The following is a 6,281-nucleotide window of genomic DNA, read 5'->3' as shown; positions in this document are numbered from 1 at the left end:
TCTCGCACCACGCCTGGAAATGGCGATGGATCGTGCTGTCGTCGCCGTATTCCTTGGGGATCCGATTCCACTGACAGCCGGTGCGCAGCTTGTAGACAACCCCGTCCAACACCGGGCGAAGCGGCACGCGCTTGCGGTCTTGCCGATGTCGAGGATACTCGCGGCTCAGAATCTCCTCGATGATCTCCCACACGTCGTCGGGAACCGCCCAGATCGTCGATTCCGGCTTGGGTTCCGGCTTGGCATCGTCGGTCGTTTGCACGCGATAGACGCCTGAATCGACGAACTCACAGGAGACTATCGGATAACTGCATTCGTCGATTGAGATAGACACTGAATCATCGACGTCCGCAGCCTTCGTGGGGATTCCCATATGAGAGTCGCGATCGCCTTGCCGTTGGCACAGATCCAGGGATTTTGTCGTCAGAACCGGATACGGCGTTTGGCGTTGTTTGGCTCCGTATTGAGGGATGACTTCGCGCCGGACAGCGACGTGGACGTTCTCGTGGAGTTCGAGCCAGGAACGCGCGTCGGACTCGCGTTCTTCGCGATGCAGCGGGACCTCTCCCAAATCCTCGGCAGAAGGGTGGACCTCAACACGCCAGAGGACCTGAGTCGGTACTTCCGCGATGAAGTCATGCGCGAGGCGGAAGTTCTCTATGACGCGGCATGATCCGCTCGTCGCAATCCGCCACATGCTGGACCATGCCCGCGAGGCGGTCGAGATCACACGCCCCCACCGTCGCGAGGATATGGATACGGACAGACTGCTGAATCTCGCCGTGGTACGGTTGCTTGAAGTGATCGGAGAAGCCGCCAGGCGCGTGCCAGACGAGTTGCGACGCGGCTTTCCACGCATACCGTGGCAGGACATCTCGGACCTGCGCAACCGCTTGATCCACGGCTACGACATGACCAACTTCGACACTATGTGGACAATCATCGAGGATGAACTCCCGCCGTTGATCTCAGAGCTGGAGGCAATGCTGTCCGGCAAATCTTGAGCTTGTCGCTGCCGAACGCTCCCGCCCACGCACCAACGCCATTAACCACCCGAAAACGGGCTGATCCAGGGCAATCGGGCGTGGTTGTCCGTAGATGAGCGTCGAAGCGTGCCCGTCTGCCGAGTTATCGCCGCAGCCAGGAGTGCGTTCCGTCGGCAATCGTGCTACGGTGTCCCCATTCTGGGATAGGAGCGCGACGCATGGAGTACAGAGCTCTCGGCAAGACGGGCATCCAGGTCAGCGTCGTAGGCGTCGGCGGGCTCTTTGTTTCGCGCGTCGGCGGCAAACCGCGCGAGGAGGCGCATCGCGCCGTTCGCCGTGCCCTCGAGCTGGGCGTCAACTACGTCGATACGGCTCCGGGCTACGCGGACAGCGAGGAAGTCCTCGGCGAGGCGCTCGAAGGCGTCACGCAGCCGTTCATCCTGTCCACCAAGCTGGGAGGCAGACCGCAGCCCTTCGATCCCAAGAACTCCGAGCAACTGCGCCAGTCTGTCGAGGAGAGCCTTCGGCTGCTCCGACGCGACCACATCGATATCCTGATGATCCATGAACCGGATCGCCCCGGTCAGTACGACTGGTGGAACGACGAGTCGGGGTTCCACGGGCCCGTGAACGACGTCCTCGACTCGCTCAAAGAACAGGGGATCACCCGATTTACAGGGCTCGGTGGCACGACCGCCTACACGCTGCCGCACGTCATCGCGACCGGCAGATACGATGTCGTGCTCACGGCGTTCAACTACAGCCTGCTCTGGCGCGAGGCACTCATCGCCGTCATTCCAGAGGCGAGGCGGCGCGGAATGGGCATCATCGTCGGGTCGCCGCTGCAGCAGGGCGCTCTGGCTCGCCGCTACGACGACGAAGTGCGATCCGGCGCGTGGTGGCTCAGCCCGCCTCGCCGTGAACAGTACCAAGCCCTCTATGCGTTTCTGGACGAGATCGGGCTGCCTATTGCCGAGGTCGCCATGCGCATGGTGCTGTCGAACCCGGATATCTCGACGATGCTCTCGGGCGTCCGATCCGTCGAGGAAGTGGAGACGAATCTCGCCGCCGTTGCGAAGGGTCCGCTGCCTGCGGATGTCCTGACGCGCCTCGGCGAGATCGCTGCCATGGTTCCATTCCGTCCGTTCGAGGAGCCGTTCGGCTTGCCGTTCGATCGGCACTATCGCGGGCCCGGCATCGCGCGCTGACGGCCTTCGTCACCGACCGCAGGCAGCTGTAGGATGGATCGCCCCAAGCGCATCGAACGATCCTCAACCCGCAGAAGGTACGAACCATGCGAGCACTCAGCCGACTCGTGAAGCGAGACAAAGGCGCCGGCGAGGAACCGGAGCAGGCTCCGACGCCTCCCCCGCCGCCATCGGTTCCTGTCGAGCAGGCACTTGCGCCCTCGAGTCCAAGCCCAAGCTCCCAGACAGGCGAGCCGCCAACCCCCCAGCCGAGCTCGCCGCCAGTAGACACGCCTGCTGCGCCTGAGCCGGCGGCTCCGGCTGCCGCGGCGCCGGTCGAAGACGCGCTGACGCCGGTCGCAGAACAGCCGGTGCCGACTGGCGCTCCCGCCGAAGCGACGTCGACGCCGGACGCTCCCAGCCCCGACGCGGCTCCTGAGCCCGCCGAGGGTGAGGGCGACCTGGATTCGCTTCACGGCATGGATCTGATCGAGTATGCGCCCCTGAACCCGGAACAGCGCGAAGTGTCCGACTTCGTACGCCGCGCTGCGGAAGAGCTTCCCAACGAAATCGCGAAGGTACTCCGCTACTGGCTCGACGCCGAGGATGCTCCGAAGGACGCGTCTGCGTAGGTGCGACGATTCGCCTCGGTACTGTCGGAGAGGAGCAATCTTGGGCGGCCGAGTCAAAGGCAAAGTCGCAATCGTCACCGGTTCCACCAGCGGCGTCGGCGCTGGCGTGGCGATCCGCCTCGCCGCCGAAGGAGCCTCGGTGACCGTGTCCGGGCGCAACGAGGAAGCCGGGAACCGCGTCGCCGCCCAGATCCGCGAGGCGGGCGGAACCACGATCTACGTGCGGACGGACCTGACGCGCGAGAACGACTGCCGCAACCTGGTCGAGCAGACGGTCGCCGCGTTCGGGAAGCTGGACATCCTCGTGAACAACGCGGGCATCTTCCCGCGCGGAACCCTCGAAACGACGACCGCGGAGCTCTGGGATTCCATCTTCGCCGTGAACGCCAGAGGACCGTTCTTCTGCTGCAAGTACGCCATCCCGCACATGCAGGCGCAGAAGTCGGGGTCCATCATCAACGTCGGCAGCGGCAACGGCTACTGCGGCGCGCCGAACCTGCTCGCCTATTCCGCCTCGAAGGGCGCGCTGCTCACGATGACCCGCAACCTCGCGCGCGCCTACGCGCGGGATCACATCCGCGTCAACTGGCTGACGACAGGTTGGGTTCTCACCGAGGGTGAAGTCGCCGTCCATGCGCTCGAGGGTCGCTCGAAGGAATGGCTCATCGAAGCCGGAGCGCAGCAGCCTTTCGGTCGGCTGATGACGCCTGAGGACATCGCCAACGGCGTGCTCTTCCTGGCATCCGACGAGGCGGAGTTCGTGTCGGCGGCGGAGCTTCCCGTCGCCGGGGGTCCCTCGATACGCTGATTGGACGGCTCTCCACCAGGCGTGCGGGAGGACCCACGATGGCGAAACCCAACATCATCTCCATCCTCACCGACGACCAGGGCGTCTGGGCGGCGGGGTGCTACGGCAACCCGGAGATCCGCACGCCCAACATGGACCGCCTCGCGAGAACCGGCACGCGGTTCGAGAACTTCTTCGTCGCGACGCCCGTCTGCTCGCCCAGCCGCGCGACGCTCCTGACCGGACGCATCTGCTCCCAGCACGGCGTCCACGACTGGATCCGCGAGGGCAACGTCGGACCCAACGCCAGCCGCTACCTCGAAGGCGAGACGGGCTACACGGATGTCCTCGCCCGGAACGGCTGGACATGCGGTATCAGCGGCAAGTGGCACCTCGGCGACAGCCAGGTTCCACAAAACGGCTTCACCGACTGGTTCGTCCACCAGACCGGCGGCGGTCCCTACAACAACGCGCCGATGGTGCGGGACGGACAGCTCGTCAACGAGCCCGGCTACGTCACCGACGTCATCACGGACGAGGCGATCGTCATGCTCGACCGATACGCCGCGTCCGGCTCGCCGTTCTACCTGTCCGTCCACTACACCGCGCCGCACAGCCCCTGGACAGGACACCCGCAGGACCTCGTCGATTCGTACGACGACTGCCCGTTCGATTCCTGCCCGCAGGAGACGCCGCACCCGTGGTCGGGGGCGCTGTCGAGCCATCACGGGAACCGGGAATCGCTCAAGGGCTACTTCGCGGCGGTGACGGCGATGGACGCCAACGTCGGGCGGATTATCGACCGCGTCGAGGCTCTCGGGCTCCGCGACAGCACGTTGATCGTGTTCCTCAGCGACAACGGCTTTTCCTGCGGACAGCACGGCTTCTGGGGCAAGGGCAACGGCACGAATCCCCGCAACATGTGGGAGAACTCGATCCGCGTCCCGGCGCTTTTCAGCCATCCGGGAACCATCCCGCAGGGGCGCGTCGAGACGGCGATGATCTCCGCATACGACTTCATGCCGACGATCCTCGACTATATGGGACTGGATGCTCCCGAAGGCGGCAACCTGCCCGGCGTGAGCTTCCTGTCGGCGCTTCGCGGCGAGCCGATGTCGGGGCATGAAAACGTCGTCGTCTTCGACGAGTACGGACCCGTGCGGATGGTGCGAACCCGCGACTGGAAGTACGTCCACCGCCACGCCTACGGGCCCCACGAGCTCTACCACCTCGCAGAGGACCCGGAGGAACGCATCGACCTGTCGGGCGACCCTGCGCAGCGCGATCGCATCCGCGAGCTGAGGAACGTCATGGATCAGTGGTTCGCGCGGTACGTCATCCCGGAACGCGACGGATACCGGGAGGACGGAACCGGTCAAGGACAGTTACGTCGCGTCTTCTGAGGAGGCGTCCCAATGGTCGAGCTCGGACTGATCGGCTGCGGCGGCATGGGCAGAACGCACGCGCAATACATGGCGGATGTGCCCGGCGTACGGCTGAGGGCGTGCGCGGACATCTCGGATTCGGCGGCGCAGAAGGCGCGTGACGAGTTCGGCGCCGAATACGCGACGACCGACTGGACGAAACTGCTCTCGGATGACGCGATCCAGGGCGTCATCGTCGCGACGCACCACCACCTGCATCGCCCGATGGTGGTCGCGGCCGCCGAAGCGGGCAAGCCGGTCCTCGTCGAGAAGCCTCTTGCTCTGACCGAGGACGATCTCGTCGCGATGGAGCGCGCCGTCGCCCAGGCGGGAATCCCCTGTATCGTCGGGTATCAGGCTCGGTTCTCGCCCTTCATCGACAAACTCAAGGAGGTGGTTCCCCGTCCTCTCGTGACCATGGGCCAGTTGATCGACCCGCACTGGGGAGAGGGACACTGGGCGAACGATCCCATCGAAGGCGGCGGGAATGTGCTCTCCCAGGGATGCCATCTGTTCGACCTGATGTACTGGCTGAACGAGTCGGAGCCCGTCGTCGTCTACGCGGAGGGCGGGAACTTCACGCACCCGAACACCCCTATCACGGACAGCGTCTGCGTCACGCTCCGATACGCCAACGGATCGGTGGGTTCCGCCGTCGTCGGCGATTTCGGCACTCCTGCTCTCTTGGGCAAAGCGGCTTACCAGGTGTTCGACGGCAAGCGCACGGCGACGCTCTGGGGCTACTACTTTTCGCCGGAGATCCGGCTGTGGGGAGCCGACACGTCGGGCTTCACGATGGACGACCTGCCGGAGCCTGTCCGCAACGTGCCGGGCGCTCACGGCTACACGCAGGAGCTCGAAGCATTCGCGGAGTGGATCACGACGGGCGAGCAGCCCCGACGCGCCGCGACCGTCCGAGACGGCGTCCGCGCGACGCGCATCGCGCTTGCTGCCATCCGCGCCATCGAGACCCGCGAACCGCAATCGCTCCCACAGATCGGCTAAGCCCGCGAACCATACGCGCCTCCGCAGTCTGCGTCCGAACTCAGTTCAACTCGCGACGGAGCCGGCAAGGAGAGAACGCACATGGAACCGCAGACGCCCAACGAGCGGCAAGCCCGGGATGCATGGGTGTCACGGCACTTCGGGGCAACGGTTCAGCCCGTCTACTCGTTCACGTTGAATCGGCGTTCGTCGACGGAGTTCCTGGCGTCGTGGAGCGCTTCGCAGGAGACCATCGAGTCGGACGGGCGGACGATCCGTCG

The 6,281-nt window shown here is 65.1% G+C and carries 8 protein-coding genes; 7 read left to right on the top strand and 1 reads right to left on the bottom strand.

The window, feature by feature from the left end; genetic code table 11:
- On the bottom strand, positions 1-373 hold a 373-nt coding region (locus FJZ36_17555), incomplete at its 3' end, for a transposase (GenBank protein ID MBM3216706.1).
- Between FJZ36_17555 and FJZ36_17550 the strand changes: the two genes are divergently transcribed.
- The 7 genes from FJZ36_17550 (at position 374) to FJZ36_17520 (ending at position 6,021) form a co-directional block, all read left to right on the top strand.
- Complete coding sequence (locus FJZ36_17550; protein MBM3216705.1) at positions 374-673, top strand: nucleotidyltransferase family protein; 300 nt, start codon at positions 374-376, stop codon at positions 671-673.
- Entirely contained in the window at positions 660-1,004 is a 345-nt protein-coding gene (locus FJZ36_17545) for a DUF86 domain-containing protein (protein ID MBM3216704.1), read from the top strand. Before FJZ36_17550 ends, FJZ36_17545 begins: the two co-directional genes overlap by 14 nt.
- A gap of 200 nt (positions 1,005-1,204) precedes the next feature.
- The gene (locus FJZ36_17540; GenBank protein ID MBM3216703.1) at positions 1,205-2,194 is read left to right on the top strand and encodes an aldo/keto reductase; all 990 of its coding nucleotides are present in this window, start codon (positions 1,205-1,207) and stop codon (positions 2,192-2,194) included.
- An 86-nt stretch (positions 2,195-2,280) separates the two neighbouring features.
- Entirely contained in the window at positions 2,281-2,805 is a 525-nt protein-coding gene (locus tag FJZ36_17535) for a hypothetical protein (protein ID MBM3216702.1), read from the top strand.
- Positions 2,780-3,613 (top strand): glucose 1-dehydrogenase, encoded by an 834-nt coding sequence (locus FJZ36_17530; GenBank protein ID MBM3216701.1) that lies wholly within the window; start codon positions 2,780-2,782, stop codon positions 3,611-3,613. The genes FJZ36_17535 and FJZ36_17530 overlap by 26 nt, the downstream gene beginning before the upstream one ends.
- A gap of 38 nt (positions 3,614-3,651) precedes the next feature.
- Positions 3,652-4,995, top strand: a complete 1,344-nt coding sequence (locus FJZ36_17525; protein ID MBM3216700.1) for a sulfatase — start codon at positions 3,652-3,654, stop codon at positions 4,993-4,995.
- A gap of 12 nt (positions 4,996-5,007) precedes the next feature.
- Positions 5,008-6,021: a Gfo/Idh/MocA family oxidoreductase gene (locus FJZ36_17520; GenBank protein ID MBM3216699.1), complete on the top strand. Its 1,014-nt coding sequence runs from the start codon at positions 5,008-5,010 to the stop codon at positions 6,019-6,021.
- The last annotated feature ends 260 nt before the right edge of the window (positions 6,022-6,281 follow it).

The organism is Candidatus Poribacteria bacterium (assembly GCA_016866785.1).
Classification (GTDB): domain Bacteria; phylum Poribacteria; class WGA-4E.
This window is presented reverse-complemented; position numbering and strand designations above follow the sequence as displayed.

Excerpts from the sequence above, each read along its gene's own strand:
- FJZ36_17550 (MBM3216705.1), top strand. The coding sequence starts at position 374 with ATGAGAGTCGCGATCGCCTTGCCGTTGGCACAGATCCAGGGATTTTGT.
- FJZ36_17545 (MBM3216704.1), top strand. The coding sequence starts at position 660 with ATGACGCGGCATGATCCGCTCGTCGCAATCCGCCACATGCTGGACCAT.
- FJZ36_17540 (MBM3216703.1), top strand. The coding sequence starts at position 1,205 with ATGGAGTACAGAGCTCTCGGCAAGACGGGCATCCAGGTCAGCGTCGTA.
- FJZ36_17535 (MBM3216702.1), top strand. The coding sequence starts at position 2,281 with ATGCGAGCACTCAGCCGACTCGTGAAGCGAGACAAAGGCGCCGGCGAG.
- FJZ36_17530 (MBM3216701.1), top strand. The coding sequence starts at position 2,780 with ATGCTCCGAAGGACGCGTCTGCGTAGGTGCGACGATTCGCCTCGGTAC.
- FJZ36_17525 (MBM3216700.1), top strand. The coding sequence starts at position 3,652 with ATGGCGAAACCCAACATCATCTCCATCCTCACCGACGACCAGGGCGTC.
- FJZ36_17520 (MBM3216699.1), top strand. The coding sequence starts at position 5,008 with ATGGTCGAGCTCGGACTGATCGGCTGCGGCGGCATGGGCAGAACGCAC.